The 25,238-nt window shown below is 68.1% G+C and carries 23 protein-coding genes and 5 pseudogenes; 18 read left to right on the top strand and 10 right to left on the bottom strand.

The features are described from left to right. Positions 1-65: 65 nt before the first annotated feature. From OH809_RS00875 to OH809_RS00855, 5 genes are all read left to right on the top strand, one after another. On the top strand, positions 66-362 hold the full coding sequence (locus OH809_RS00875) for a plastocyanin/azurin family copper-binding protein (protein WP_352272256.1): 297 nt from the start codon (positions 66-68) through the stop codon (positions 360-362). Further along, entirely contained in the window at positions 359-1,360 is a 1,002-nt protein-coding gene (locus tag OH809_RS00870; protein ID WP_406415417.1) for a metallophosphoesterase family protein, read from the top strand. The genes OH809_RS00875 and OH809_RS00870 overlap by 4 nt, the downstream gene beginning before the upstream one ends. Continuing rightward, complete coding sequence (locus tag OH809_RS00865; protein WP_384952093.1) at positions 1,357-1,806, top strand: hypothetical protein; 450 nt, start codon at positions 1,357-1,359, stop codon at positions 1,804-1,806. Before OH809_RS00870 ends, OH809_RS00865 begins: the two co-directional genes overlap by 4 nt. 435 nt (positions 1,807-2,241) lie before the next feature. Further along, positions 2,242-2,514, top strand: a complete 273-nt coding sequence (locus OH809_RS00860) for a hypothetical protein (RefSeq protein ID WP_406415415.1) — start codon at positions 2,242-2,244, stop codon at positions 2,512-2,514. 626 nt (positions 2,515-3,140) lie between these two features. Then, positions 3,141-3,326 (top strand): hypothetical protein, encoded by a 186-nt coding sequence (locus tag OH809_RS00855; protein ID WP_406415414.1) that lies wholly within the window; start codon positions 3,141-3,143, stop codon positions 3,324-3,326. 533 nt (positions 3,327-3,859) lie between these two features. Here OH809_RS00855 and OH809_RS00850 read toward each other — a convergent pair. Then, a complete protein-coding gene (locus OH809_RS00850) occupies positions 3,860-5,359 on the bottom strand; it encodes a carboxylesterase/lipase family protein (protein ID WP_406415412.1) in 1,500 nt (499 codons plus the stop codon). Between the two features lie 632 nt (positions 5,360-5,991). On the opposite strand from OH809_RS00850, the gene OH809_RS00845 reads away from it, so the two are divergent. Together OH809_RS00845 and OH809_RS00840 are read left to right on the top strand one after the other, a co-directional pair. Further along, entirely contained in the window at positions 5,992-7,518 is a 1,527-nt protein-coding gene (locus OH809_RS00845; RefSeq protein WP_406415410.1) for an MFS transporter, read from the top strand. A gap of 117 nt (positions 7,519-7,635) precedes the next feature. Further along, positions 7,636-7,797 (top strand): annotated as a pseudogene (locus OH809_RS00840) (VOC family protein); the annotation flags it as partial. A gap of 46 nt (positions 7,798-7,843) precedes the next feature. On the opposite strand, the gene OH809_RS00835 reads toward OH809_RS00840, so the two are convergent. After that, complete coding sequence (locus OH809_RS00835; RefSeq protein ID WP_406516332.1) at positions 7,844-8,002, bottom strand: hypothetical protein; 159 nt, start codon at positions 8,000-8,002, stop codon at positions 7,844-7,846. Between the two features lie 244 nt (positions 8,003-8,246). On the opposite strand from OH809_RS00835, the gene OH809_RS00830 reads away from it, so the two are divergent. Then, positions 8,247-8,843 carry a hypothetical protein gene (locus OH809_RS00830; RefSeq protein WP_406415409.1) on the top strand — a complete coding sequence of 199 codons (597 nt, stop codon included), beginning with the start codon at positions 8,247-8,249 and terminating at the stop codon, positions 8,841-8,843. A 597-nt stretch (positions 8,844-9,440) separates the two neighbouring features. Here OH809_RS00830 and OH809_RS00825 read toward each other — a convergent pair. Together OH809_RS00825 and OH809_RS00820 are read right to left on the bottom strand one after the other, a co-directional pair. Beyond that, positions 9,441-9,965, bottom strand: a pseudogene (locus tag OH809_RS00825) (transposase); the annotation flags it as partial. Positions 9,966-10,014: 49 nt separating this feature from the next. After that, positions 10,015-10,656, bottom strand: coding sequence for a GNAT family N-acetyltransferase (locus OH809_RS00820; protein WP_406415407.1), 642 nt, complete (start codon positions 10,654-10,656; stop codon positions 10,015-10,017). A gap of 314 nt (positions 10,657-10,970) precedes the next feature. On the opposite strand from OH809_RS00820, the gene OH809_RS00815 reads away from it, so the two are divergent. From OH809_RS00815 to OH809_RS00805, 3 genes are read left to right on the top strand one after another with little or no spacing between them, the layout of a single operon-like run. Next, entirely contained in the window at positions 10,971-11,234 is a 264-nt protein-coding gene (locus tag OH809_RS00815; RefSeq protein WP_406415405.1) for a hypothetical protein, read from the top strand. 2 nt (positions 11,235-11,236) lie between these two features. Next, complete coding sequence (locus OH809_RS00810; protein ID WP_406424642.1) at positions 11,237-11,608, top strand: fic family toxin-antitoxin system, toxin component; 372 nt, start codon at positions 11,237-11,239, stop codon at positions 11,606-11,608. Positions 11,609-11,617: 9 nt separating this feature from the next. Then, the gene (locus OH809_RS00805) at positions 11,618-11,896 is read left to right on the top strand and encodes a Tn3 family transposase (protein ID WP_406424640.1); all 279 of its coding nucleotides are present in this window, start codon (positions 11,618-11,620) and stop codon (positions 11,894-11,896) included. Between the two features lie 476 nt (positions 11,897-12,372). Here OH809_RS00805 and OH809_RS00800 read toward each other — a convergent pair whose 3' ends face one another. Next, positions 12,373-12,540, bottom strand: a complete 168-nt coding sequence (locus OH809_RS00800; protein ID WP_406415403.1) for a hypothetical protein — start codon at positions 12,538-12,540, stop codon at positions 12,373-12,375. Positions 12,541-12,819: 279 nt separating this feature from the next. Between OH809_RS00800 and OH809_RS00795 the strand changes: the two genes are divergently transcribed. Continuing rightward, a complete protein-coding gene (locus OH809_RS00795) occupies positions 12,820-14,307 on the top strand; it encodes a lipase family protein (RefSeq protein ID WP_406415402.1) in 1,488 nt (495 codons plus the stop codon). Between the two features lie 186 nt (positions 14,308-14,493). Here the strand turns inward: OH809_RS00795 and OH809_RS00790 are convergent. Continuing rightward, a pseudogene (locus tag OH809_RS00790) lies at positions 14,494-14,907 on the bottom strand (IS630 family transposase); the annotation flags it as partial. 213 nt (positions 14,908-15,120) lie between these two features. Here OH809_RS00790 and OH809_RS00785 point away from each other — a divergent pair. From OH809_RS00785 to OH809_RS00775, 3 genes and pseudogenes are all read left to right on the top strand, one after another. Beyond that, positions 15,121-15,615 (top strand): putative T7SS-secreted protein, encoded by a 495-nt coding sequence (locus OH809_RS00785; protein ID WP_406415400.1) that lies wholly within the window; start codon positions 15,121-15,123, stop codon positions 15,613-15,615. Further along, positions 15,524-15,823 carry a nuclear transport factor 2 family protein gene (locus tag OH809_RS00780; protein ID WP_406415398.1) on the top strand — a complete coding sequence of 100 codons (300 nt, stop codon included), beginning with the start codon at positions 15,524-15,526 and terminating at the stop codon, positions 15,821-15,823. The genes OH809_RS00785 and OH809_RS00780 overlap by 92 nt, the downstream gene beginning before the upstream one ends. A gap of 41 nt (positions 15,824-15,864) precedes the next feature. Further along, a pseudogene (locus OH809_RS00775) lies at positions 15,865-16,133 on the top strand (hypothetical protein). 37 nt (positions 16,134-16,170) lie between these two features. On the opposite strand, the gene OH809_RS00770 reads toward OH809_RS00775, so the two are convergent. The 3 genes from OH809_RS00770 to OH809_RS00760 form a co-directional block, all read right to left on the bottom strand. Continuing rightward, complete coding sequence (locus tag OH809_RS00770) at positions 16,171-16,386, bottom strand: hypothetical protein (RefSeq protein WP_406415397.1); 216 nt, start codon at positions 16,384-16,386, stop codon at positions 16,171-16,173. Positions 16,387-16,442: 56 nt separating this feature from the next. Further along, on the bottom strand, positions 16,443-18,701 hold the full coding sequence (locus OH809_RS00765; protein WP_406415395.1) for a M4 family metallopeptidase: 2,259 nt from the start codon (positions 18,699-18,701) through the stop codon (positions 16,443-16,445). Between the two features lie 697 nt (positions 18,702-19,398). Further along, on the bottom strand, positions 19,399-20,256 hold the full coding sequence (locus OH809_RS00760; RefSeq protein WP_406424638.1) for an IS982 family transposase: 858 nt from the start codon (positions 20,254-20,256) through the stop codon (positions 19,399-19,401). A 1,279-nt stretch (positions 20,257-21,535) separates the two neighbouring features. Here OH809_RS00760 and OH809_RS00755 point away from each other — a divergent pair. Continuing rightward, positions 21,536-21,970: a hypothetical protein gene (locus tag OH809_RS00755; protein ID WP_406415393.1), complete on the top strand. Its 435-nt coding sequence runs from the start codon at positions 21,536-21,538 to the stop codon at positions 21,968-21,970. 125 nt (positions 21,971-22,095) lie between these two features. Here the strand turns inward: OH809_RS00755 and OH809_RS00750 are convergent, their stop codons facing one another. Beyond that, positions 22,096-22,989: a hypothetical protein gene (locus OH809_RS00750; RefSeq protein WP_406415391.1), complete on the bottom strand. Its 894-nt coding sequence runs from the start codon at positions 22,987-22,989 to the stop codon at positions 22,096-22,098. A gap of 888 nt (positions 22,990-23,877) precedes the next feature. Between OH809_RS00750 and OH809_RS00745 the strand changes: the two genes are divergently transcribed. Next, entirely contained in the window at positions 23,878-24,009 is a 132-nt protein-coding gene (locus tag OH809_RS00745; RefSeq protein WP_406415390.1) for a hypothetical protein, read from the top strand. 12 nt (positions 24,010-24,021) lie between these two features. Then, positions 24,022-24,950, top strand: a pseudogene (locus OH809_RS00740) (integrase core domain-containing protein). The last annotated feature ends 288 nt before the right edge of the window (positions 24,951-25,238 follow it).

The raw sequence follows: 25,238 nt of genomic DNA, 5'->3' as shown, positions 1-25,238 counted from the left end.
GCGCCACGGGGCCGGGGAAAGGCTCCACTCCCGGCGCCTCGCCGATGCCCAGTATGAGCATGCCTATGAGTCCCTCGAGCACGGGCGCGCCGGCCGCGCCGGTGACCGGGAGCGCGGTGGCGATCAAGAATTTCGCATTCTCCCCGGCCACGCTGAAGGTCAAAGTGGGCACGAGGGTGACGTGGACCAATCAGGACACCGACGCCCACACCGTCACCAGCGCCGGATCGGGCGGCCCGTTGCATTCGGCCGCCCTGGCCACCCACGCCACCTACAGCTACACGTTCACCAAGCCCGGCACCTATGCCTACCTCTGCACCATCCATCCGTTCATGACCGCCACCGTGGAGGTGACCCGATGACCGACTACTACGACAGTCACGACGGAGCACTGGCCGACGACGCCGGTCAGCCCGATACCGAACGCGGCATGACTCGACGTCAACTTATCCGGCACGCAGGGTGGTTCGGCGGCGCGGTGGTGCTGACCGTGGCCAGTGGAGAGGTGATCAGCCACATTGCCGGCTCCCGAGACACCAACGCCGGGGCCGCGGCCGGGGCCGCCGCAGCGGGAAGCGGCGCGCTGCGGTTCGTGCAGGTCTCCGACAGCCATATCGGGTTCCAGGGCCCGGCGAACATGGATGTGGTCGGCTCCTTCGCCGAAGCGATCAAGCAGGTCAACTCGCTCGGATTCAGACCTGACTTCGTCATGCACAGCGGCGACCTGACCCACCTGTCCATGGCCGGGCAGTTCGACCAGGTCAAGCAGATGATGGCCGGAATGAAGACGGACCGCGTCTTCACCGTGCCGGGCGAGCACGACTCCATCGGCGATGCAGGCCGCGCCTACCGGCGGAACTTCGGCATGGGCACGCTGGGCGATGGCTGGTACAGCTTCGACACCCACGGCGTGCACTTCATCGCCCTGGTCAACACCCTGAGCCTGGAGAAGCTCGGCCACCTCGGCAACGACCAGATCGACTTCGTTCGCAAGGACATCGCCGGACTGTCGTCGGACACCCCCATCGTGGTCTTCAGCCACATCCCGCTGTTCGCCATGTACCCGCAGTGGGGCTGGAGCACCGACGACGCCCTCAAGGTCATCGCCCTCCTGCGCCGCTTCTCCTCCGTCACCTGTCTCAACGGGCACGTCCACCAACTGTTCACCAAGACAGAGGGCAACATCACCTTCCACTCCGCCACCACCACCGCCTACCCCCTGCCCAAGCCGGGCCGCGCCCCCGCCCCCACTCCGCAGGTCGTCCCTGCCCGGCAGCTCAAAGACGCACTCGGCATCCGCAGCGTCGGCTACCGCCAAGGCGACCGCGAACTGGCCATCAAGGACCAGAGGCTGGCATGAACACCCAAAGATTCCTCGCCCCCACCCTGCGGTCCGCGACCGCCGCAACCCTCGCTGCCAGCGGATACATCCACGCCCAGCTCTACATCGACGGATACCGCTTCATCCACATCATCGGCCCCCTGTTCCTGCTCCAGGCCAGCGCTTCCTTCGCCCTCGCCGCCCTGCTGCTGATCGGGACATCACCCCTGCTGCTGAGGACCGCCGCGGCAGGCGTCGCGCTCGGCGCTCTCGGCGGCTTCACCGCTTCGCGCACCGTAGGAGTGTTCGGATTCACCGAGCACGGTCTGCAGCCCGAGCCACAAGCCGTCCTCAGCCTCCTCGCCGAAACCGGCACGCTGCTGCTCCTCGCCATCTGGCAGGTGACCGTGACCAGACAACACCGCGCTGCCCGACCGCCCGTCAGGACACCCAACTGGGCCACCACCCGCACACCACCCAACTGAACCACCACCATGAAGCCGCCCGGGATGCCTGCGTCCTGGCTCGGGGTGCGGCGGGACCGGCAAAGCCACACACCGCCGCACGGGCTACCAATTTCGTGTCGGCCCAGGCACTGCACGCCCTGCTGCTTGCCGAAGCCCCGTCGCTCGGCCTGACCACCGACCACTCTCTACCACGCTGCGCGAGCCGCAGGCGGAGTGGATGCCGTACGCGAACAGACAGGCCGGCGGGGCGCACCCGTCTGCGTCCCGCCGACCGGCACCGCCACCCCCAGCCGTGCCGCGGCTACAGCACACCCCGCCCGCGGACACCGACATCGTCGAGAGGCGGGCCAGTCGCAACGCTTGCGGCATCGGCTTCGCCGCCGAACACACCGTCGACCTCACCGGCGCTATCTGCGCCGCCCGCCCCTCATTCCGGAACCCAGGAGTACCCCCATGTACCTGGAACCGCGCCCAGGAATCGCCTGGCCGAGCCCGCACCTCCGTGAACTGAAGGATGCCGTACGCGCCCTGCTCGGCCTGGACGACGACACCGCCGTCATAATCCGCCAACTCATCTGCGGCGAAGTCGGCTACCCACCGCTGGAGACCGTCGTCGAGGTGCAGCCCATGGACGGCGAGGCCCACCGCTGGACGCTCCACCGCCCTGCCGAGCAGATCACCGAGAACGAGCTACGGGCCACCCTGCTCCACCACCGACCGAGCTGACCGGAACGTGACACTGAGCCAGCTCTGTCCATCGCAAGCTGAAGCCGGACCTCCGCGCCCCGTCGACCTCGCCGAGCACCGAGTCCGCCGCACAGCGGTCCTCGGCGGACTCATTAACGAGTACCAGATCGCTAGTTGACACCGCTACGAACCCGCAGATCAGCGGCCGAATCCCGTATTTGAGCCCCACAGGGTCCGATGCCCGGGCGCCGAGAGCACCCGACCAACGGACCTCTGACGTCAGATGTCCATGCGTACCGGAACGTATAGTGGTGTAGACCACACGTCGAGATGTTGCGGCTGCCGGGTTCGCCTTCGGCTCCGACCGGCCCCGAACCCGGCGGAGCGGGGGCTCGTCGACTTCGTACACGTCGTGTTCGACGATGATGCGAGCCGGTGCGGTCTCGTCGACGACGATCCCGTCGCCGAACGAGTCATCGAGTGAAGTGCCGCAGTGGTCGAACGGGGCGCCGCGGAAGCTGCGGATGGTGTGGCCGGACGCGAAGTCCGTGTTTTGCAAGGTGAGTTGAGCTAGAGATGACCCTTATGCCGTTGGCAAGGAAGCGCCCGGTGAGCGCTGCTCCTGTTCGTAAAGGCTGTGGCACGCGGTGGGATTGGTGCATACCTTGGCTGCCCGTGACGCGACCCGACCCCGCAGCCGACCTGCACGCCGGGCTCTTCGCCCGCAGGCGCTCACCCAGTACGGGGTCTCCGCATGGGACGTACGCCATGGGGTGTGCACGGCGGCGGGCCTGGTGCTGCTGGTCGTGTTCGCCCCGCGTCTGCTGCGGGCCCTGACGGCCGGCGCGTAGTTCACGCTGGAGGCGTTCGTGCCGCTCATGCTCACGACTGGCTTCGTTCACTTCTAACCGAGACCGCTTATCGATGGGTCCCGGCATCACTCTTCGTCCGGAGAGTGCGGGCTTTTCATGTCCAGTTGCCTAAACCGAACGTTTCCGCAGGTGAGCGGGGAAACCCGCCGACGTTTCCCCCCACTTCTCGCTCAATCACCGTTGAGGGACACCGTCCCGGCTGTGACTCTGGGGGACACACCATGCGTGTGTGCACGTGACACGCGCAGGACCCCGTCGGTTCGTGGCTCCACCGCGACTTCGGGACACACCGCGGGCGGCCACGTTGCCGCGAGGGCCCCGCGCCGGTGCCGGCCTACCCGAGCACCAGCACCCGTGACGGGGCCAGCGACCCATCGCTGGCCCCTCACCGCCTCCCTACATCGCCGCCTCCGACCTCGCCTCAGCGGCGGAGACGCTGGGCTCGCCAGAGAAGGCGGCCCTCTGCAGCGTCTCTGTCCTCAGTGCATAGGTTCCCGGGGTGGTTCCCCGGTTCACGGACGAAGGACTGGAAATTCGGCCTTGGCCCAGAGAGCTCGGATAGCGGCGGGTTCGTTGTCGACAGGATCGTCGTCGGTGTTCCATATTTTGGCGTCGGTGGTGGAGTTGACTGATAGCCAGCCCGGGTCTCCGGTGGCAGCGAAATCGGCCCAGGCGCGCACCATGCTGCGTGAGAGTTGATGGTCTGCAGAGGTGGGTGCGCCGCCGATGAGGAATGCCAGGCAGTCACTGTCCAGGTTGCCGAAGGCGAAGGGGATGTCCGCACAGTGCCAGGCCCGCACGACCCCGTGCGGGCCAGTGCGCCGCCGATCGAAACGTGACAGGTACGCCCGGCCGCCGGCCTGCGTGTGAAGCTCGGCGAGTCGGTTGCTGTACTCGCCGAACAGCAGATCACCGAAGACCGCGAGGTAGACGTCGAGCACTGGGGCATGGGGCATCACAGCGCGATAGCCGGCCACCAGGCCGTCGGGGAGGCTAAAGTCTTCGGCGAAGAGAGCAAGCTGTTCATCGGTGGTGATCTTCGCGCTGCTGCCGACGGCGTCGAGCAACCAGTACTCCTCCGTCGTGTGGCAGACCAGCAGGTCCACTCCTCGGGTCACACCGGCGGCCATCCCCGTGAGGGGGTCGGTCAGCAGGACGTTGCCGTCCAGGACGGGGGCGTACAGGGAGGGGTCGTAGTGGCGGGATCCGGAGGCAGGGTCACGCCGGTAGGCCTCGACCACCTGGTCGGAGGCGATGACCAGGGCCTGCGGAGTCGCAGAGGTCAGGCCCGCAGGTGTGGCGGGGCAGCGCGCCGCCGCAGCGACCTCGCGGGTGGTTGCTGCAGCGATTTCGAGCGTGTAGCAAGGACTGGCGGCGCTGTGGGCGATGGCACGGTGGAACAGGTCGCGGGCGCGGTCCATCACCATCAGGCAGGCAACCGAAGCGGCCCCGGAGGACTGGCCGGCAACCGTGACGTTGCCAGGATCGCCACCGAAGGCGGCGATGTTCTCCCGTACCCAGTGCAGAGCCGCGACCTGGTCGAGCAGACCCCGGTTGTCCGGGTAGACGGCTCCTTCGCCGGCCGGGATGTGTCCGAAGCCCTCGAAGCCAAGCCGATAGTTGACAGTGACCACGACCAGACCGGCGCGGGCCAGCGTGGTGCCGTCGAAGTCGGGCTGGGCTGAGGATCCGAAGGTGTAGGCACCGCCGTGGATCCAGACCAGGACGGGCAGGCAGCCGCCCTCGGGGGCCGGGGTCCAGATATTGACGGTGAGGATGTCCTCGCCGTCAGGAGACCACACGGGTGCGCCGGGCAGCTGTGCCGACTGCGGGGCGACTGGGCCGAAGTCCGTGCAGTCCCGCACTCCGGTCCACGCCGGTGCCGGGAGAGGTTCCCGGAATCGGTTGGCGCCGAACGGCGGCGCGGCATAAGGGATGCCAAGGACGGCGACGACGTCGTCAGAGGCCCGAAAGCCCAGGGCCGAACCGTGCTTCGTCTTGAAGATGTCCAAGGAGTTTGCCTCTCGTGACACGCCAGATCGCCGGGGGAGAGGCTTCAGCTTTGCATCGCTCAGCGCGCCAGGACCAACACCAAGATCATGGTGATTGACGCACCAGTGATGTCAATCCCCCGCTGCCACCAGTCCGCAGTGTCGGAAAACGTTCGGCAAACGACGCTGCCGACACTGCGGCCCGCCATCCACGAACCCGCAGGCTGTGCGGCGCGGGAAGAAGACGAACCGACCGCAAACCCGAGGCATACGCCCCGCACCTGGACGTCGACTTCACGCTGCGCGGCCCGCGAGCGTGGCAGCGGACAGGCTCAGCAGGAGGTCGTCCTGGGGGCGATCCGGGACGCCATGGCGGACGTCCGAGGTGCCCTACGATTCGGGAGACAGCCAGCGCGCCGGACTGTCTAGCCCCGGCTCGGTCGCCTATGAGCGCGGCTACGGTTTGTGCGGCATATGGCCTCCGGGGCCCTCTCCGGACAGGACCTGGTCGGGTGTACCCCTCTCCACGTTGACCGGCGCGCCTCACCAGTAGGGCATCGCTTCATGGTGCTGTTTATCCGTTTGGACCCGGGGTACCCGGCCTCGGCGCCAAGGGCGGCGACGCGGGCCGCCCTCTCAGGAGGCAGAGTCCTATGAGCCGAGGCGGAGAAGCAGTCACCGGAACGGTCACGACAAAGGTCCCCGCGAGACTGGACCGCCTGCCGTGGTCGCGATGGCACTGGATGATCGTGATCGGCCTGGGCACTGTCTGGATCCTCGACGGCCTGGAAGTTACCGTCGTCGGGAACATCGCCGGCCGGCTCTCCGAAGCTGGCAGCGGCCTGACGATCAGCAGCGCTCAGGTCACGGGCGTCGCGGCAGCGCTCTACGTGGCGGGCGCCTGCTCCGGCGCTCTCTTCTTCGGCTGGCTCACGGACCGTTACGGCCGTAAGAAGCTCTTCCTGATCACTCTCACCGTCTACCTCGCGGCGACCGCGCTTACTGCTATTTCCTTCTCCGTCTGGTGGTTCTTCCTCTTCCGCTTCCTGACCGGGTTCGGTATCGGCGGCGAGTACGCGGCCATCAACTCCGCCATCGACGAGCTGATCCCCAGCAGGTTCCGGGGCCGCGTCGACCTGATCATCAATGGCAGTTACTGGCTGGGTGCGATGGGTGGTGCTCTCCTGTCGGTCCTCGCACTCGATACCGACATCTTCCCCAAGGATGTCGGCTGGCGGCTGACGTTCGCCCTCGGCGTCGTTCTGGGACTGGCCATCCTTCTCGTACGCCGTCATGTGCCGGAAAGCCCGCGGTGGATGTTCATCCACGGACAGTCCGAGGAAGCGGAGAAGCTCGTCGACGAAGTGGAAAGGGAGATCGAGGAGGAGACGGGCCGCCCGCTCCCCGAGGCGGAGAGCGAGATCACTGTCGAACAGCGACGCAGCGTCGGCTTCATCGAGATCGGGAAAACCGTCTTCCGTGACTATCCCAAGCGTGCGACGCTCGGCTTCGCGCTCTTCGTCGGACAGGCGTTCCTCTACAACGCGATCACTTTCGGCTTCGGCTCGATCCTGGTCACGTTCTTCGACGTCTCCACCGGAACAACCGGCTACTTCTTCGCCGCCATCGCGTTCTGCAACTTCCTGGGCCCACTGTTCCTGGGCCGTCTCTTCGACACCTGGGGCCGCCGGCCGATGATCGCGGGGACCTACATCCTCTCCGGAGTGCTGCTGTTCCTTACTGCCTGGCTGTTCGATGCCGGACGGCTCGACGCCATCACGATGACGCTGTGCTGGTGCGTCGTCCTCTTCTTCGCGTCGGCGGGTGCGAGTTCGGCCTACCTCACGGTCAGTGAGATCTTCCCGATGGAGACACGGGCCATGGCGATCGCCTTCTTCTACGCGATCGGGACGGCGGCTGGCGGTATCTCCGGCCCCCTGCTCTTCGCGGGCCTGACGCAGAGCGGAGTCGTCGGAGACGCCGCTCTCGCGTTCTGTGTGGGGGCGGCCCTGATGGTGATCGCGGGTTTGGTGGCCGTCTTCTTCGCAGTGGCCGCAGAACAGAAGTCGCTGGAACAGATCGCTGCGCCGCTTTCAACGGTCACGTCACAGGACAGCGCTCTGCGCCGCGGGGCCGACGAGAAGAAGCCGGGGTCCTCGCCGGGCGCGCCAGCGGGGTGACACCCCTTCAGGGAGACGGTCCAGCGACCCGGTGCTCGCACCTGGCTCCGTCAGCATGGCCTGGGAGCGGGTCGTTCCGCCCGGCGTGCGCGGCCGACCCCGGGGTATCCGGGGAATATGACCGTCGAGAAGACGAGCGTCCTGGTTCTGGACTGTGCCGAACCGCTGGAACTGGCCGACTTTTACTCCAACGTGCTCCGCGCGGAGACAAGGATCGGGAATGATCCCGACTTCGTGGAAATCGTCGGACGCATCGGCGTACATCTGGCGATTCACCGCAAATGCGTGCGAACGTCAGGGTGCGTCACCGGGTCGTCGGCCCCGACTACTCCCACTCGCCCACTTCCTGGTGGTTCTGGGGGTGTTCTCGGGCGCGCTGCTTGATCACATAGAGCTGAGTGATCGCCTCTTCCACGTCGGCCTCGGCCTTCTCTTCTTTCCGAAGGTCTCGTGTCGCCTTCGCCTGACGGCTCTGGGCCGCCATCGACGCCCAAATCGAAGTCCGCCACCGATGACCGTGCCCGCCAGTCCCACCCACACGGATCCATCCATGGTGCGCATCATCATGCCGAGGCTCCTGGGCGTGCGCAGGAGATTCTCCACACGACAGGGGCGCGATCTCTTCATGGATTGGTCACATGTACGATCACGCGTCATCAGGTGAGGGGGGCTCCTACCTGCGGTGACGCCTGTCGGTAACCCCTCCAGCACTCAACGGAGATCGTGACGTGGGCATCAGTAGGACGAAGAACGAGTCGACTCTCGTGTGTGGCGTCGTCGTGGGCCTTACGCTCATCGCGGCGTTGGCGGGGTGCGGTGACAATGCCTCCTCCTCGGACGCAGCGTCAACGACCAAGCCCAGTGCTACCGCGAGCGTCACGGCCGACTCGCCGGAGCCGGAGAAGACCGTCAGCCCCGAACCGGAGAAGGTCACTCTGTCGCTCGGCGAGATCGCCGACACCCCTGGTACCTTCCGGGAGTTCAAGGAGTTCGTTGCCAAGCACGGGACCGCAGAACAGAAGACAGCGGTCAAGCACCTGAAGGGGTGGCGGGGCTACGAGCGCAAGTTGGCCTACCCGGCTCTGGAGGCCGGCTCCGACTACCCGACCATCAACTACGAGGCCATAGAGGACGGGGACCAGGTGGAGCAGGACAAGATGCTGGACCTGGAGAAGCAGGGCCAGTATATCGCTGAGGCGTTCGCGGCCTGGTGGGAGATCGACGAGACGGCGGTCCTCCAGGTCTACGACCGTAGTGGCGAGTACGCCGCTGGGACCTCCTGCATCCGGCCCGACACGGTCGAGAAGGAAGGGTCCTGCCTCTGACCGCCGTTCTCGCCTTGTCCGCCGTCAGGCGGGCGGCAGCGCCTTCAGCTTCGGCTCCTTGGCATCCGCTCTCTTCCGGGCCTCCCGGGCGGTTCCTTCGCTATGTGGCAGTCCGTTCTGACGGAGGGCATCAACGATGTGCCAGTTCCCCGGCCGCTTGCCGCCGAGTTCGTCGTAAAGCCTTCAGATGATCTGGTCCGCTCAGGGTTTCTGCGGGCTCTGGGATGCCTTCTCCGGCTCCGGGCTGACGCGGGCCGTCACCACGTCAGGTCGGGGCGTCAGAGCGGTGCTGACGCTGACGGGCTTGACGGCAGGCGGCTGAAGAGCGGGAAGCGTCACACGACGGGAACAGCCCCGGCAGGGGCACCCGTCGGGGCTCCACAGGTGATGCCCTTCACGGATCGCATGAGCTTCCGCGACTCCAGCTCGAAGCCGACGACCCATTCTTGGTTGGCGATCCATGACGGCCCCGGTGCCGCGGCGCCGGGGCGGGCACTGCTGGATCGGCCTCGACTACCGAGGTTGCGGCCCGGATGGCGACCCATCGGTCACCTGGTTCGACACCGACCTCGACACCGAACTCGCACTGGCCAGTGACAGTGCGCGCTTGGCCGCGGGCTGCGCGGACTTCGCCATGCTGTCCAGGACGTTTGCGGTTTTGTGTACCCAGCACCTTTGTTCGCGGGTGGCGGGGAAGACCTCGGCCAGGGCTTTCCAGAAGCCGAGCGCGCCGTCGCCGACGGCCAGGACCGGAGCGTGCATGCCCCGGCGGGCGCAGTCGCGCAGCAGCCCGGCCCATGCCCCTGCCGATTCGCGGTAGCCGTCGGCCAGTGCGATCAGCTCCTTGGTGCCGTCGGCGCACACCCCCATGACCACCAGCACTGCGGCTCTGGCCTCCTCCCGGCGTATGCGCAGGTGGATGCCGTCGGTTCACACGTACACGTAGTCCGTGGCGGACAGGTCACGATCCATGAACGCGGCGTGGTCGGCCTGCCACTGCGCGGTCAGCCGCGTGATGGCGGCGGGCGGCAGGCCGGCCGCCGAGCCGAGGAACTTCTCCAGCGCGGGCACGGAATCACCCGAGGACAGACCGTGGAGATCCAGCAGCGGCAGCACCTCGCTGATCTTCGCTGCCTGAACCGCTGCCGGCGCCAGAAGCCCCTGACTCAGGTCACTGGCCGGTGACCGGCACGTCCCAGGACCGGGGTCGAGTGAGCGCCTGCCACTCGTCCCGGAGCAGGGCCATCACCGCGACGTCGTACCGGCGGCCCCGATGCAGGCAGGCGGAGCGGCGCACCCCCTCCCGGACGAACCCGGCCCTGGCCAGGACGCCGAGGGCCGCGGTGTTGGTGGTGTGGGTGACGGCCTGGACGCGGTGCATGGGCAGTTCACCGAAGGCGAGGTCGACCAGCGCGTCCACGGCGTCCGCGCCGTAGCCCTGGCCCCGGTGGTCGGGGTCCAGCATCAGCATGATTTCGGCTGTGCCGTCGACCATGTCCTGGTCTGTCAGGGCGATGTGGCCGATCGGCGTGCCGTCGGGGAGCAGGACGAGGAAGTCATCGCGGTGGTGCTCGTCGCGGTCACGCTCGATGCGCTCGCGCACGGCAGAGAGGGGACGCGGCCACATGCCGACCTCGTGGGCGGCCACGGGGTCGGCGCGCCAGACATGGACCAGCTCCGCGTCGTCGACGTCGAGCGGCGCGAAGGCGACGCCTCTACCCCGCCAGCAAATCTCCCGGGGCGATCCCGCGTCGCCCTCCGATTCCTCCCCGGCAACGCGCCCAGCCACAGCCTCTGCCACGTCCTCGATCATGGACGGATGCTACGGCCGCCGGGACCGGCGGACCAGTCAATTCTGTACCCGGACGGCCTTCTGCGGGCGGGACCCGAGTGACCTGAGTCAGAAGTTCTTCGCAAGATCGAGGATCACCAGAGGAAGATCACGCCGCGCAGAGAGAACCACCAAGGAATCTCTGACTCAGGCCAGTAGGTTCATCTCCGACATCCCGGCGAAGACCGTCACTGTCCTAACGGTGGGGGGCTTTCGTTGTGCCCGGCGGTGGCATCGGCGCCCGAGAGACGGGGCGAGCTCTCGCCGGACTGCTACCACCCTGCTACCTTGGCGGTATGAGCAGCCCGAAGAAGCAGACGCAGCTGCGGCTGGAGCCCGATGTGCTCGCCGCCGGCAAGGATGCCGCGGCCGCCCGCGGCCTCGACTTCAACCAGTACGTGCAGCGCCTCATCGTCGAGGACACCACCGGCGCCCGTGCGGCCGGTATGGCCGCAGCCCAGCGGCTCATCGACACCCACGGTGACTTCCTCGACCACCTGGAAGCCGACCTCGACGCGCAGCGCACCCCTGCCCGGCCCCCCCGGGGCGCCGCTGCGTGAGCATGTCCCTGCACGTCGATCTGTCCTGGGTCCTGGAAATCGCCCAACGTGCCGGCCACCGCGACCCCGCGCCCGACGACCTCGGTGTCCCGATCGCGGCCGTCGCCCGCCACCGGGCCGAACTGCTCGAACAGCCCGTGTACGGCGGCCCGTACGCCCGCGCCGCCGCCCTGGTGCACACCCTCGGCCGCTGCCGATGGCTCGAGCGCTCCAACCTGACCGTCGCCTGCGCCGCTGCCGTCATGTACCTCAACGCCAGCGGAATCCCGGCCGACCCGACCCGCGAGCAGCTCGCCGCCCTGGCCCGGGAGCTGTACGACCCGCGCTGCACTGCAGCCGGCATCGCCGACCAGCTGCGCAGCTGGCGTCCCTGAACCACTGGCATCCGCCCGGCGCTGCACGCCCGTGCCCGGCGCCGGGCGGCGTCATGTCTCCCGGGCTGGCCCCCGGTCGGAGCTCCGAGCGACCGGTGCGGCCCGTCCCGACTGGGGAGCTCGAGGGCATGTAATAGGGGTGCGGACAAGGAGTCCCAGGAGGTATCCATACTTGCCCTGCACCTGCTCCAGTCAGCCATGGTTCACGTCAACACGCTGCTGATGCAGCAGGTCCTCGCCGACTCGAAGTGGGCAGACACCGTTCCGCTTTCGCGTCCCGTTCGGTGACGGCTCTTTGGGGGGCCGGTCCGTTGTGGGTGGGCGGGTTCCCTCACGCCCCCGGTCACCTGGTCTGGCCTGGGCGGTCCGATGCCCCGCACGATCGCTCCGGTCGTGTGGGGGCGGTGCCGTCCGTCGCCGGATCGGGTGTCCGATCGCAACGCTCCGCACCGCTAAGGGCGGTCGGGTCTACGCCAGCCCGGCCGGACACCCCTTCTGCCTCCGGTCGGCCTGAGCTGCATAGCGTGTCTGCGCCTGCTGCTCTCTGCTGCCGCTCGTGCCCGGGCTGGCAGCAGAGAGCAGCAGTGTTCGGCGCTCGTCCTTACGGCGTGGTGGCAGTGTTCGCGTTGCGGATCAGCTGCCGGATGTTGGTCCGCGCGTCGGCCAGGTCGTCCTCGGTATCGCGGAGTTGCTCGGTCAGCTCCGCGACGCGCGCTCGGGCGTGCTTCAGATCGATCTGGAATCAGCGGCACCTGCTGCACGCCCTACGCGAGTTCGAGGACTTCTACAACTCCCATCGGCCCCATCAGGGCATCGAGAACACCCGCCCTCTGCACCCGTTGCCGGTCCCGATCAGCGATCAGGAGCAGATCGCTCGCCTCGACATACGGAGACGTGAACGGCTCGGCGGCATCCTCCACGAGTACCAACATGCCGCATGACCTGCGCGGATGAGGTTTTCGGTAGGCGCAACGGCCTAAACTGGGCTGCCTCCACCGTCCACCCCGGAATCGCTGGAACAACCGCGACGACGCGGTTGTAGGGCAAACCAGTTCCTTGAAGCCGTTTACTACGGTTCCGCTTGAAGTCGGACCCCATTCCGAACGAGTGAATTAGAGAGCGCAAAGAGCCTGACATCCGTCAGGATACTGAGTACGCGAATACATTGAAATGGAGATTTTTGACGATGGGTGAAGACTTAAGGAGCGAGCATGGCGGCGGCACAACAGGCCACTCCGATCACGCCTCAGGTGGCCATGACCCTGGCCGCGATCGCGGCAACTGGAGCGACTCCGCGTCCGTCGGGGGAGACCCTGCAAGCCCAGACCGAGCGGATCAAGCTCGGCATCTCCCGGCAGTTCTCCAACTCCCCCCTGACGAAAAACTGGACACCGACGTGGCTCGCGCTGAGCCCGGACAACGCGAACATGGCGTACATCGCCAAGAACAACGACGGCTCGAACCAGTTTGCCGTGGTCGTCCGCGGGACAATCGCCAGCGTGACCGACATTCTCGAAGACCTCGACGTCGGCACGGTGGTGCCGTTCACCGCCAGCGGGTCGACGTCCCCCATTTCCGTGTCGAAGGGGGCGATGGACGCCTTCACTCAGGTCGTCGACATGCGTTCGCTCAGCGCCAGCTCCAATCTCGTGCAGGCGCTCGCCGGCCTCTTGACGGGGATTCCGCAGCCGACGGTCTACGTAATCGGTCACAGCCTGGGTGGTTGCATCGCGACCATGGTCGCGCTGTACCTGAAGGCGCAGACCTGGCAGCAAAGCCAGCCTCAGTTCGGGGTGGTCACCTTCGCGGCACCCACCGCCGGTCTGCAGAGCTTCGCCGACTACCTCACCTCCCAGTTCGGGAGCATGAACCAGCGCTACGTCAACGCCTACGACGTGGTGCCGCTGGCCTGGGCCGATCTCCCCACCGCGGAGAGCTGGTACCCGGATCCCGGACCAGCGGCAACTCTCGAGGTGAAGGTGCTCCTCGGGTCGATCGCAGCTCTGCGCGGGAACAATGTCTACGTCCAGCCGGGCACTGCCGTCAGCAAGAACACCGACTACATGGTTCGCGACGACAATTTGGTCAAGGCCTCGGTTGAGGATTTCCTGGGCCAGGTCGCATTTCAGCATGCCAACTCCACCTACCTCAAACTGCTGGACGCGCCCGTCCTCTCCGGGCCGCCGGTGGTGACCGGCGTGATCCCCAGCTTCGGCGCATCGGGCACACAGGTCACTATCAAGGGCCGCGACTTCAGCAAGGATTGCAACGTCGACTTCGGCCCCGTCCCGTGCCAGAAACCACCCACGTTCAACCCTGACGGCACCATCACTGCCGAGGTGCCCGACGGGACCGGCATCGTCAACGTGTATGTCACCAACCCCCTGGGCACCTCCCCGGCCGTCCCGCTCGGGCAGTTCGCCTACGGCGGGCCCGAACCCGTGGTGGTCACCGGCATCACACCGGACAGGGGCAAGGCCAACGACTCGGTCACTATCTCCGGCGCGGGCTTCGCGAAAGGCGCCACCGTGCATTTCGGGAAGAACACCTCGCCATCCGTCCAGGTCGACTCGGACAAGATCGTCGCCAAAGCACCCCCGTCGGGCAAGCCTACGAGCACGACCGTGGACATCACCGTGACCGTGAACGGCTACTCGTCCCCCACCAGTCCAGCCGACGAGTTCACCTACACCGGGTGACACCGGAGTCGGTCAGCTCTGTGCGTGCCGAGAATCTCGTCCGCGCAGGTCATCCCGCTTGCGGCCGCGGCCAGTTGCCACGGCATGATGACCACTCGTGCTCCTGCGTCTCGCCTGTCCGACCGTGTCGAATGCGGGATCAACCGGTTCAAGAGGCACCGGGCGGTGGCCACCCGCTACGAGAAAAGCGAACAGGTGGCGGACCCCGTGCGGACGGGTGTAGGTCGCCCGGCGGCGGGGCCGGGGCTTGCGATCGGGATCCCTGTGCCGGCCGCCGCGTTCGGTCCATTGCCGACCGGGGTGGGGCTGGAGGTTGAGCGGCCCGAACTCGTCCATGTAGAAGACGACTTCGGGCTCGCCTTCCTCGGGTATGACCTCCCCGTCGGCGATCGCGTAGAGATGCTCGATGCGGGCCTTCTTGGCCGCGTAGTCGGGGTCGCGGGAGGTCTTCCAGGTCTTCACGCGTTGAAAGGAATCAACCCACCGACAAACGTAAGGAGACGCCTCCTCGCGGAGCAGGGCCCGAAGGCCCTCGTGGCTGATGTCGTCGACCACCCCCTCGGCGACCAGCTTGGCCAGACTCCAGGTCGAGAACGGCAGGCCGTGAGGTCAGCGATCTCGGCCACAAGAAGGAGGACGTCGGCCACGATCATCTGGCCGACGTCCTCGGGAAGTTCTGCACCCGCTGGGAGATCGGCGTGGAGAACCTGGCGAAGGACGCCACGCAGGTCTCCCAGCGCCTAAACGCGAGCGTGAAGGCCTACGGCCAGCTCGAAGGGCAGCTTGCCGGGCATCTGAGCGGCACGCTCAGCCGTGACAACGGCGAGGATCCGGGGCGAAGTGACGGCGAAGGACCTCGGACAGACGTGCGACCCGAAGGAGCTCGTACCGGACGACCCGGAGGCGATCACCTCGACCGCCGCCTGGCTGAAGAGCTACGGCGACACTCTGCACTCGACCGACGAGGGTCTCAAGCGAATCGACACCACCGACGGCTGGTCGGGAAAGGCCGGCGACGCGTTCCGGGCCGCTTTCAAGGGCGGGCCCCGGAAGTGGCTGGAGGCGGGCGACTGCTTCCACGACGCCGCCACCGCGCTGACCATCTACAAGTCGACCCTGGCGTGGGCGCAGGGACAGGGCGGGGACGCGATCCGGCAGTGGAACGGGGGGCGAGGCCGCGGTCCCCGCCCGCCGCCGACCCGACGAAGGACCCGCCATGACCGGCCACATCCCCACGCCCGCGCCCCGGCCCGGCCAGGACCCCGTGGCGCTCGTCCGTGCCGCCTTTGCCGCGCTGAACCGCCATGACCTCGACGCCTGCACCCGGCTGATGACGGAAGACTTCGCCATCAACATCGCGGGGATGCCCTTGCAGATGCGGGGACGCGACGCGTGGCGGCGGAACGCCGAGGTGCTGCGCGCCGCCTTCCCCGACTTTGAGGTCCGATGGACGACGTCTTCGGTCGGGCGACCGGGTCGGGGTGCGGCTGACGGTCCGGGGCACGCACCGCGGTGAGGTCCGGGGCTTCCCGGCCACCGGCCGGGTGGAGGTCGCTGATGGCCGTAGCCGTAGCCGCAGTCACGACGAAGCCGTTGAAGAAGAAGCGGCTGCCTGCCGGCAGCCGCGCGAATGGTACGAGTCCCACAACCACAACTGCAGCCTGAAGGACATGCGCCTGGCCATCGCTCTGCTCGACACGGGTGTCTACCGCGCCGAGCAGGCTCGTAACCGGCGGATATGCGCCACCGCCGCCCGGATCGGGAGCCACCCGCCGTCCAGCACCACGTGCCGACTGGTGCGTTCCCTCATCCGCGACGCGCACTGAGCCGGGCGACCGGCAGCCCGCACCGGGCCGCCGGTCGTCACTTGACGGGGCGTAGCCGGAGGTGGGCGACCCCGGGGAGGTCGATGACCCTGGTGGTCTCGAACTCGCGGGTATGGTCGCCTATCTCCTTGAACGGCCGCACTCCGAACAGCCGCACTCCACCGTCCAGCAGCACAGGGACCAGGTGGATCTGCAATTCGTCCCGGGTCTCGCGGCCCGGAGCCCGGAGCAGCGTTCGGGCTCGGCCGGTCATGGCCGGCCGGGCCCGGGCGGGAGGGGTCCCGCCGCCTCAGTGTGCTGCTACTGAGGTCAGAAGGTCAGCTTCCAGCTGTTGATGAATCCGCTGTCGCCGCTGAACATGTCCTGGACCTTGAGTTTCCATGTGCCGTTGGCGGTCTTCTTGGAGGCGTTCACGGTGTAGGTGGCGAGCACGTCGTCGGCCGAGTCGCTGATGTTGGAATCCTTCAGGCGGTACAGCGTGCCGTCAGGGGCCACCAGGTCGATGACCAGGTCACCGCGCCAGGTGTGCTTGATGTCCACGTCGACCTTGAGGGCACTCGGTGCCTTGCCGGCGATCCCGGTGACGTTGACGTCCGAGAAGACCGCGGCGCCCCCGTCCGGGATGGCGACGTCGGTGGTGTTCTCGAAGGTCTTGATCACGCTGACGACGTTCCAGGTGAACGTCGCGGTGGAGGAGGCGTTGGTCGAGTCCGTGACCGTGACCGTGACCGTGCTGGTGCCCAGCTTGGTGGGGGTGCCGGAGATCAGGCCGGTGGAGGCATTGAGCGACAGGCCGGCCGGCAGGCCGGTGGCCGTGTAGGTCAGCGCGCCCGGGTTGGTGCTGGTGGCCTGGATCTGCAGGCTCGCGGACTTATTGACCAGCGTGGTCTGGAGGCCGGGGTCGGTGACCGTCACGCCCTGGACGATGCGGCTGCCGACGTTGATGGCGGCCCAGGCGTTGGCGGTGTTGTTGTAGGTGTCGCTGCCGAGCCCGTACAGGTCGGCGGCCGCCTGCAGGGTGGCGGTGCGGGCGGCGGCGTAGTTGGTGGAGGAGGTCATGTAGGTCGACAGCGCGCGGTACCAGATCTTCGCGGCGGCGTCGCGGCCGATCCCGGTGACGGGCAGGCCGTCGGAGGTCGGGCTGTTGTAGCTCACGCCGTTGACGACCTTGGCGCCGCTGCCCTCGGAGGCCAGGTAGAACCAGTGGTTGGCCGGGCCGGAGGAGTAGTGGACGTCGATGCTGCCGATGCCCGAGTACCAGGCGTCCTTGGACCTGCCGTCCTTGCTCGGCTGGTCCATGTAGCGCAGCGGGGTGCCGTTGCTGTTGATGTCGATCTTCTCGCCGACCAGGTAGTCACCCGGGTCGGTCTCGGAGTTTACGTAGAACTCGACAGCCGCGGCCATGATGTCCGAGGTCGCCTCGTTGAGGCCGCCGGACTCGCCGCTGTAGATCAGGCCGGCGGTGTTGGAGGTGACGCCGTGGGTCATCTCGTGGGCGGCCACGTCGACGGCGGTCAGCGGCTTGGCGTTGGCCGAGCCGTCGCCGTAGGTCATGCAGAAGCAGGAGTCGGACCAGAACGCGTTGACGTAGGCGTTGCCGTAGTGCACGCGGGAGTAGGCGCCGACGCCGTCGTTCTTGATGCCGTTGCGGGCGTGGACGTCCTTGTAGTAGTCCCACGTGGCCTGGGCGCCGAACGCGGCGTCAACACCGGCGGTCTGACGGTCGCTCGGCAGGCCGTTGCCCCAGACGTCGTCCGCGTCGGTGAACAGCGTGCCGGTGCCGGACGTGCCGCCGTTCAGGTCGTACGTCTTGTGGCCGCCGCGGGTGCCGTCGGTCATCTCGTAGGTCGAGCCCGACAGCGTGGTGCCGAGGGTGACCTGGCCGTTGTACTGGCCGGTGCCGGTGCCGGTCTCGATGCCCTGGTACTCGAACAGCTTGGCACCGGTGGTGGCGTCGGCGATGACGTGCAGCTCGGACGGGGTGCCGTCGTGCTGCACGCCGCCGATCACGGACTCCCAGGCCAGCACGGGCTTGCCGGAGGCGGCCCAGACAACCTTGCGGACGGTGTCGGCCTTTGGGGCGGTGGTGCCCTTGGCCTTGGCGCGGCCGAGCGCGAAGGTCTTCACCGAGTCGGCGCTCTTCACGGCGGTGGTCGAGGCGACCTTCACCGTCGCCTTGGTCGCCTTGCTGACGCCCTTGACGGCGCCGTTCGCCGCCGCGTGGACGACGAGGTCCCCGCCGAGGACCGGCAGGCCCGCGAAGGTCCGCTCGTAGCGGGTGTGTACCGTGCCGTCGGCGTCCTTCAGGACGGACTTCACCAGCAGTTGCTCCTGGCTGCCCAGGCCCAGGGTCCTGGCGGTGGTGGCGACGGTGGCCTGCGCGTCGGCGAGCAGCGTGGCGCGTTCACTCGCGCTGAGCTGGACCTGCAGCGCGCCGGCCCGGACCTGCGCCTTGGGCGCGTCGGTCTGGGTGCCGGCGGTGGCGGACGTGGGGAGCGCAACGGCGATCATCGCGGCGCCCGCTATGAGCGCGCTCGCGACAACAGCCTTTCGGGGGGTCTTTCTCACGCGGAACTCCTTCTGCGGCGACCGGGGTTGCGGCCGGTGACAGCCCGGGCAGGGGGTGCTGCCCGAGTAGAGCTGGTGGTGCGGTGAGGAGGACATGACCGCAGCGGTGCGAGATCCCTGTGGGGAACGCCTAGCCCCATGCGGCCGGTCAAGAGCCTGCCATTGTCGACCTGTGCATGTCATCTCCCTGATGGTGTCAGGTTCCTGACATGCCGGATTCCGACAGCCCGGGTGACTCCCTCCGGTCCTGGCCGCCCCGCGCGGCGGTGCAGCGGCAGTATTCCGGCACCGCCGGATCTTCCGCACCGCCGCCCTGTGGGGCCCGGAAAGTCGCCTCCACGTCGGGCCAGCGCGGCGTGGGGCATCTACGGCGGCCACACGAGTCAGGAGCAGGCCTCGCGGGGTGGAACACCCAGGGCCAGACCTCCTGGGCTCCCAAGGGTCGGCTGCCCGACCACTCACTGGAAGGCTGCACCGCCGCGACCGAGAACGGACAGCCGGGTGTGGACGGTTCACCGGTTCGGGTATTCGCCTGCCGGGTGTGGGGCTCGGTTATTCATCGCTGCTGGCCAAAAGGCCACGGCCGGTGCGTGGGTCTGCGACCATGCTCGGGTGATCGTGTCGCTCCTGTACCAGGTGACCCGACGTCTTCTCTCCGTCCCAGCAGTGCTGTTACGACGAGACACAGCGAAAGACGTCAGTGGTCATAGGCGATCAGTGAGCGTAGGACGGGCTGTTCGGTGTGGTCGTTGTGCCAGATCGCGGCGGTCAGCGCGAGGATTCGCTGCATGACGCGGGCGATGACACCGCCGGGCGTGCGCCCTCGGTGCTGTTCGAGATCGAGTTGGCCCTTGAAGGTCTCGTTGACCGACTCGATGACCTGCCGCAACGGTTTGAACAGGGGAGCTCCGGGCCGTTCCGGCTCGCCCTTGCGGGTCGGCCGCAGCAGCCGGATGCCCTGTTCGGCGAGCTCGTCTTCGAAGCCCCGGCCGAAGTAGTTCTTGTCGCCGATGAGCGTCTGGGCAGGACGCGCGGCGACGAGGCCGGGTTCGGCGGAGAGGAGGTCCAGCAGGGTCTCGCGCTCGTCGGCCTTGGCCCCGGTCAGGGCGAACGCGACGGGCAGGCCCTGGAGGGTGCACACCAGGTGCAGCCGCAGGCCCCAGAAGAACCGGCTGTGACTGGCGCAGTACCCGTACTCGGCCCACCCGGCCAGGCCGGAACGCTTGACGGTCTCGCGTGAATGGCCGCATTCCACCGGCGTGAAGTCCACGATCCACACGTCGTCGCTCCACACCGAGGTGTCGGTGGCCAGTAGCCGGGTGCCCCGGCGGAGCAGCTCGGCGGCCTTGCGCAGCCGCTTGTTATAGCCGGGCTGCTTGGGCAGGTACGGGAAGAGATGTCGCAGGTGGGAGCCGGCGTGGCGGAGCCACCTGGCCTCGGAGGTAAAGCCGAGCATGGCCTGCATCATCGCCAGCGTGACCAGCTCGGCGTCGGTGAGCTGCGGGGCGATCCCCACGGCCGGCCGCCATGGCGCGAGATCCGGAGACGCCTTCAGCTGAGGGACGGTCCAGACCGCCTCATCCTCGACGTCCTGCCCGCGCTGGCTGACATCCGAACCCGTGTAAGAAGCCACATGCTGCGCGAACAGGGTGTTGATCGAGGAGAACGTCCGTTCCACGTGTCCCTTGGCCGGCCCGTTGCCCGGCGGCGCAGGCTGCAGCGAGATCCCCAACGACTCGCAGGCGGCCACGAATGAGGCGGAGATGAACACGTTGCCCTGGTCGACCACGACGGTCCGAGGAGTGATCACCGGACGAGCCGCCGCCCCCTCACACCGCGCGTCCACGCTCAGCAGCCGCTCGTACGGGATCACCGACCGTTCCATGGTGAGCACTTCGCGCCAGCCCGGTTGCATTGGCGCCGGTACCACCATCTGCGCCAGTAGCACGGCCGCATCCACGCTGCGCGTGCCCTTGGGACGCACTACGGCCGCGCAGATACTGCGGGTGGCCACATCAAGGGCGATGGTCAGCTCACAGCGCTCCACGACCCCGTCGTCCAGGACCGCGAACACGTCCAGCGGGGTGCTGTCCATCATCACCAATTCACCGGGTGCCATGGCGATGGTCGGGGTGAACGGGGGAGCGGGCCGCGCGGTGCGCCACCGGCGCTGCCGTGCGCTGCCCAGCAGCCCCTGCCCGTCGGCAAGGGCATGCACGAGCCGGTTGAACGTCGCCTGCGACGGCAGGGGCACCACCCCAGCTCCGTGCTGCTCGGCCAGCACCCGCTCCGTGTACACCCGCAACCGCCCGAACGTGCCGCTTGACCGCTCCCGCTGGCCCTCCAGTACTTGTACGACAGCGGCCACCACACGATCATCGGCCCGCCCCAGCGCCGTACGCGGCCGGGTGACCCGCTGGTCCACCAGCCCCCACACCCCGCGCTCCCGATATCGCGCTCGCATCCGCCGCACCGTCACCGCACTCGTACGCAGCCCCGCCGCCGTCAGCTCAGCGGCTTTGGCCTCCTCACGCTGCGCCAGGGTCTGTGAGACGGGGTCGTACTGCGGCCGCGGCTCACCCGCGTCATCCGGGCGGCCGGTTTCCACCTCCCGCACATGCCGCGCCCATGCCCAGGCCCGCTCCCGCACCGGAGCGGGCAGCGCCTCCAGCAGACCCAGCGGCGGCACCTTCACCGCTGCAGGGGCGTTCAGGACCTCGAAGCCGGGGTCGGCGAACAGCAAGGTCAGCAGCACCGGGGCGTACGCGGCTACTCACCAGTCGCCGTTACGCGGACATTCCGCGAGCGGTTCGCGGACATTCCGCGAGCAAACCGTGGATGGCGGACGAACCGACGACAAAGACTCGGGCGGCTCTCAAATCGTCGTGCCGAGTAGTCAACTCTGGCTGGAAGCAAGCGTCCGGGTCCTCGACCACGTCCCTATCCTGGGCGAGAGCCACGTCTGGAAGGTGCTGACTGACTACCAGGACCACTGCAACGGACACCGGGCGCAGCGATCCCGGCAGCAGCTACCGCCCAGCGCGACCGAGCAGCCCGCAATCGTGCACGACCTCGACGACCGAAGCCTGCTCCGCACCAGGGTCTTCGGCGGCATCATCAACGAGTATCGATACGCCGCGGGACATGCAACGACGACTTTTCGAGCCCCACAGGCCGGTGAACTGCCGCTGGCCACCACCGAGTATCCCGACGACGGCGCACGCCTCGAACTGCCCTCGACCTGGCTGGTCGTGGGCCGGGGCGAGTGACGACGAGGCGCGGGGCACACGGTGCCCGTCCTCGATCTCGAAGAGCCCCGTCGGGCGTCGGCGCGTGGGACGGCGCCCGACCGCTGCCTCGCGCCGTCGCCGGTTTGGCTCCGGACCGGAGTTCGTCACTCCTGCGGCACCGGCCGGCCTGTGAAGGCGTCCAGAAGGACACGGTCGCCGACCGGCCGGTCCAGCTGCACCGTCATCTCCTTGCTGAGCAGAACCGCGGCGCAGGGGCCGTCCTTCGTCCTGACGACGGATGCCGAAAGCACCACACTGCCGTCCGTCTCCAGCACGTCCACGGCAGGGCCTTCGTCGCAGGCTCCGTGTGTGGCCACCACCGTGACGGACCGGCCGTCGCCGGCCACCTCGGCCAATCCGCCGAGCGGCGCCAACTCGTCGGTGGGCACTTCCCCGGCCGGCCCGATCGGCGGCTGGGGGAGCTCCGAGGGGCTGAGGGCAACCCGCTTGAGAGGGGTGTCGTAGCCCTCCAACGTGAACAGCCAGGCCGGCACGGTCGCCGGGCCGCGGCTGGTGACCAGGGGCATGGAGCCCAGCTCTGCCCCGGTCACGCTGAGATGCGGTCCGTCGCCGCCTCCGCCGGCCATGGCCTCGAAGGCCTCCCGCGACCCCATGAGGGGCAGCGTGAGCGAGCCCCCGCTCTCCCACTTCACCCGCCCGTCCTTCCGCGAGGTGGTGGGCAGTTCGCCGCGCAGGACGAAGTTCTGCGCCCCGTAGGCGCGTTTGTCGGCGTCGTTGCGGAACGCGCCTTCGGGTAGCTGGACCGTCTCCCCCATCGGGTAGTAGCCCTCGGCCCACGACTCGGCGGCCCTGGAGCCGTCCCAGGCATCGGCGACCTGGCGGGCGCGGTCCTGCGGATCCGGCGCCGGATCGGTGCCGCGGACCTGCGCGCCGCGGCCTCCGCCTGCCGTCTCGTTGCCGCAGCCGGTGACGGTTCCGACGGTGAACAGGGCGAGTACGACGAGCAGACCAGCCGTGCGTGTGGTGTTTATGCGCATGGGTCCCCCCGGGGAGCGGCGGTGACGAGTGGAGGCTGTGCGCCGTACCGCCTCTGTGACGTTCCGGCCCCCGGCCGGGTTCCTCGGTGGCGGCGTAGGTTCCGTACGCCTCCACCGGCGTCACGACCCGTGTGCACGTGGGACGGCGCCTGGGATCAGTGGAACGCCCAGGACAGGATCAGGCCCTGGCTGCTGTTTCTGAAGGGGGATGCCGCCGCTGTCATGACCTCCGTACTACGGGACCACGCAGACTCCGCGCGGCACTTTCAGCAGCGTGGCTGACGACCGGACCGCCGACCCACGCATACACCAAGCCGTACGTGAGAGTGCTGCACCACGGGCGGACCAACACCTGTAAGGCGCATGCCACCGTGCTCGATCACCTGCTGTACCCCCGCCTGACCGCGCTCGACGTGTGTGCCAAGGCCAGCGGACCGGCGGCAGGCAGCCCTCCGAGACGCCGCGGTTCGGTGTGATGACAGCAGGAGCCGGGTAGGACGCGCGGCAAGGCGAACCGGGGATGCCAGGGGGGTGGGGCCGGTGGCTGGGGGTCGGCGGCGTAAGTACGGGACGGTCCGTCAGAGTGGAGGGCGTCTGGCACCGGAGCATCGCACTGGCCGGGCACCGGTGCAGGTGCTGATCTTGAGGGTCGGCTGCGTGATCTGCGGTTCGGGGAAGATCCGGATCGCAGCCTCGGGTGCCGAGTGCGAGGCCTGCTACCAGCGGCGCCGAGCTCGCAGCGCCCGCCGGACACGACTGCGCCGGGACGCAGCCGGTCAGCCTACGGGGCGCCTGATCGCCGACCGGACCCAGGCGGCGGACCGCATGCGTCGCTGCAGGTCGTAGGGGGTGTGGTGGCGCTCAGGGTCGCGTGGGACGATGCCGCGGGTGATTGTCTCGCTGGTCTGTCGGGTGACGAGGAAGCTGTTGTCGGTCCCGGTGTTGCTGCTGCGTCGGCAGGTGGCCAAGGACGCCGAACTTCTTGTCCTGCGGCACGAGAACGCGGTGCTGCGCAGGTAACTTGCAGGTCCGGTGCGCTACGAGCCGGCGGACCGGCTGTGGTTCGCGGCGTTGTCCTCGCTGATACCCCGGCGTCGTTGGGCGCAGGTGTTCCCGGTGACTCCGGGTACCGTGCTGGCGTGGCATCGAAGGCTCGTGGCGCGCCGGTGGGACTACAGCAAGCGCCGGAGCAGGCCCGGCCGGCCACCGACCACGAAGGCGATCAAAGAGCTGGTGCTGCGGCTGGCCGCGGAGAATCCGCGTTGGGGGTGTCGCAGCATCCAAGGCGAGCTCGCGCGGCTCGGGCATCGGGTCGGAGCCTCCACGGTCTGGGAGATCTTGACTGTTGCCGGAGTAGGCCCTGCTCCCCATAGGGGTGGGCCGACGTGGCGAGAGTTCCTGACGGCGCAGGCCGACGGCGTCATCGCCTGCGACTTCCTGCACATCGACCTGGTCGATCTTCGCCGGGTCTACGCGCTGGTCTTCCTCGAGCACGGCACGCGCCGCCTGCACATCGCGCATCCGACCGCGCAGTGGACGGTCCAGCAAGCCGGCAACCTCGCCGTCGACCTGTGCCTGCGCTTGGAGTCGCTGCGCTTCTTGGTCCGCGACCGGGACCGCAAGTACACCGAGTCCTTCGACGCGGTCTTCGCGTCCGAGGGCATCGAGACCCTGAAGACGGCGCCGCGGGCCCCACAGATGAACGCGCACTGCGAAAGGGTCATCGGGACACTCGGCGCGAGGCCCTCGACCACCTGCTGATCCTGAACGAAGCCCACGCTCGACGCGTGCTCGACGTCTACGCCTTCCACTACAACGGCCATCGCCCCCACCAGGCCCGGGGACACCTTCCTCCCCTCGCCCAGGAGCACCCGGCGCCCTCGACCGACTTGACCGCGCATCGACTCCTCCGCACCCGAGTGCTGGGCGGCGTCATCAACGAGTACAGATACGCGGCTTGACCAGCAGCGATGAGTTTCTGAACGGCACAGGGTGGCGACCAAGCTGCGCTGGCAGCTGTCCGCCGACATGGCCGAACTGCAAGCGGTGCGCACCTTCGCTGATGGACCGTGCCAGGACATTGTCGTTGAGTACGTCCCGCCGCTTAGCGGCGGCCGCCGTTCCATTCGGGTCAGCCAACGGCCGCGCCGCACGCGGCAACAGCGGGGGCCGGTCAGTGTGGAAGGTGGAGCCCGCCCGGGAGCCCTTCGCACGTCGACCGGGCGGGCCGTGCCCCGCTGCCCAGACTT

Origin of the sequence: Streptomyces sp. NBC_00873 (assembly GCF_045207415.1) — a bacterium.
GTDB lineage: Bacteria > Actinomycetota > Actinomycetes > Streptomycetales > Streptomycetaceae > Streptomyces.
Note: the sequence above shows the minus strand (reverse complement) of the source record. Positions and strands in the feature narration are given on the sequence as shown.

Coding starts and splice junctions, on each gene's coding strand:
- OH809_RS00860 (WP_406415415.1), top strand. CDS start 2,242: ATGTACCTGGAACCGCGCCCAGGAATCGCCTGGCCGAGCCCGCACCTC.
- OH809_RS00870 (WP_406415417.1), top strand. CDS start 359: ATGACCGACTACTACGACAGTCACGACGGAGCACTGGCCGACGACGCC.
- OH809_RS00780 (WP_406415398.1), top strand. CDS start 15,524: ATGACCGGCCACATCCCCACGCCCGCGCCCCGGCCCGGCCAGGACCCC.
- OH809_RS00800 (WP_406415403.1), bottom strand. CDS start 12,540: ATGTTGGTACTCGTGGAGGATGCCGCCGAGCCGTTCACGTCTCCGTAT.
- OH809_RS00865 (WP_384952093.1), top strand. CDS start 1,357: ATGAACACCCAAAGATTCCTCGCCCCCACCCTGCGGTCCGCGACCGCC.
- OH809_RS00770 (WP_406415397.1), bottom strand. CDS start 16,386: ATGACCGGCCGAGCCCGAACGCTGCTCCGGGCTCCGGGCCGCGAGACC.
- OH809_RS00835 (WP_406516332.1), bottom strand. CDS start 8,002: ATGGCGGCCCAGAGCCGTCAGGCGAAGGCGACACGAGACCTTCGGAAA.
- OH809_RS00750 (WP_406415391.1), bottom strand. CDS start 22,989: ATGCGCATAAACACCACACGCACGGCTGGTCTGCTCGTCGTACTCGCC.
- OH809_RS00795 (WP_406415402.1), top strand. CDS start 12,820: ATGGCGGCGGCACAACAGGCCACTCCGATCACGCCTCAGGTGGCCATG.
- OH809_RS00875 (WP_352272256.1), top strand. CDS start 66: ATGAGTCCCTCGAGCACGGGCGCGCCGGCCGCGCCGGTGACCGGGAGC.
- OH809_RS00820 (WP_406415407.1), bottom strand. CDS start 10,656: ATGATCGAGGACGTGGCAGAGGCTGTGGCTGGGCGCGTTGCCGGGGAG.
- OH809_RS00810 (WP_406424642.1), top strand. CDS start 11,237: ATGTCCCTGCACGTCGATCTGTCCTGGGTCCTGGAAATCGCCCAACGT.
- OH809_RS00845 (WP_406415410.1), top strand. CDS start 5,992: ATGAGCCGAGGCGGAGAAGCAGTCACCGGAACGGTCACGACAAAGGTC.
- OH809_RS00815 (WP_406415405.1), top strand. CDS start 10,971: ATGAGCAGCCCGAAGAAGCAGACGCAGCTGCGGCTGGAGCCCGATGTG.